Origin of the sequence: Streptomyces ossamyceticus (genome assembly GCF_001418475.1) — a bacterium.
Taxonomy (GTDB): domain Bacteria; phylum Actinomycetota; class Actinomycetes; order Streptomycetales; family Streptomycetaceae; genus Streptomyces; species Streptomyces ossamyceticus.
The window spans coordinates 1-1192 of sequence record NZ_LIQX01000784.1; the positions used below are offsets into that span (position 1 = coordinate 1).

The following is a 1192-nucleotide window of genomic DNA, read 5'->3' on the forward strand; positions in this document are numbered from 1 at the left end:
GGCGGGCGGAAGTCGGACAGGAAGCCGGAGGTCTCCGTGAGCGCGGCCAGCTGGGATCGCCAGTGGGCGGCCTGCGCGGAGGGTGCTGCCTCGGGGTGGTGCGACGGCATAGGTGTCTCCTGGTCGAGCTACGAGTGAGTGCGTGACGGGCTGTGCGTGTGCGTGGTGCCGTGTGCAGTCAGAGATCGAAGTCGAGGTCGAAGCCGGAGGGGGCGGGCAGGAGTGCGCCCAGGGGAGTGGTCGGGTCGGTGGTCGCCGTGTCGAGCAGCGAGGTGAAGGTGTCGCGCCAGGTCTCGACCGTGTCGCGGCGCAGCAGGCCGGCCGCGTACTGCCAGGCGACGTCCAGGCCGCCGGGGGTCTCGTGGATCTGCATGTTGAGGTCGAAGACGGCCTGTCCGGTCTGTTCCAGGCGCAGTGGTACGCGGGTGCCCTGGAAGTCGACGGAGAGGTAGCGGGCGCTGTGCAGCGCGAGGAGCGCGTCGAACAGCGGGGTGCGGCTGTAGTCGCGTCCGGGGGCCGTCCGGGCCACGACCTCCTCGAACGGGAAGTCCTGGTGCGCGGATGCCTCCTGGGCGGCCTCGCCGGTACGCCGCAGGAAGGCGTCGTACGGCAGGGCGGGGTCGGCGTCGAGGCGCAGGACGACGGTGTTGGCGAACATGCCCACGGTGCGGTGCAGTCCGGGGACGGTGCGGCCGGACACCGGGGTGCCGATCGTGATGTCGGCCGTGCCCTTGAGCCCGGCCAGCAGCAGGGCGTACGCCGACGCCAGCACGGCGAACGGTGTGACGTCGTGCGCGCGTGCCACGGCGCGGATCCGCTCGGTCCGTTCGCGGCCGAGGCCGAAGGCGAGGACGTCGCCGTCGAGTTCGCGCAGCGGCGGGCGGGGCCGGTCGGTGGGGAGGTCCGCCGGGTCGACCGATTTGGCGAACACCTCCTCCCAGTGGAGGGCCTGCGCCTCGCGGGCCGCGGTGGCGTCGCGTCCCCGGAGCCACACCGCGTAGTCCCGGTAACTGCGGGCGGGCGGGGTGGGTTCGCCGCCCGCGTACAGCAGCGCCAGGTCCTCCATGAGCGGGGTCAGGGAAAAGCCGTCCACGATCATGTGGTGCAGGTCCATCCGCAGCCGGACGCCCTCGCCGGCCCGGTGCACCTCGGCGCGCCACAGCGGTGCCCGCGCCAGGTCGAAGGGGCGGAC

Annotated in this window: 1 protein-coding gene; it reads right to left on the reverse strand. The window is 73.0% G+C overall.

Features of this window, described 5'->3' with window-relative positions; genetic code table 11:
• Positions 1-178: 178 nt before the first annotated feature.
• The coding region (locus tag AOK15_RS38635) for a condensation domain-containing protein (RefSeq protein WP_240508794.1) at positions 179-1192 on the reverse strand (1014 nt) is incomplete at its 5' end.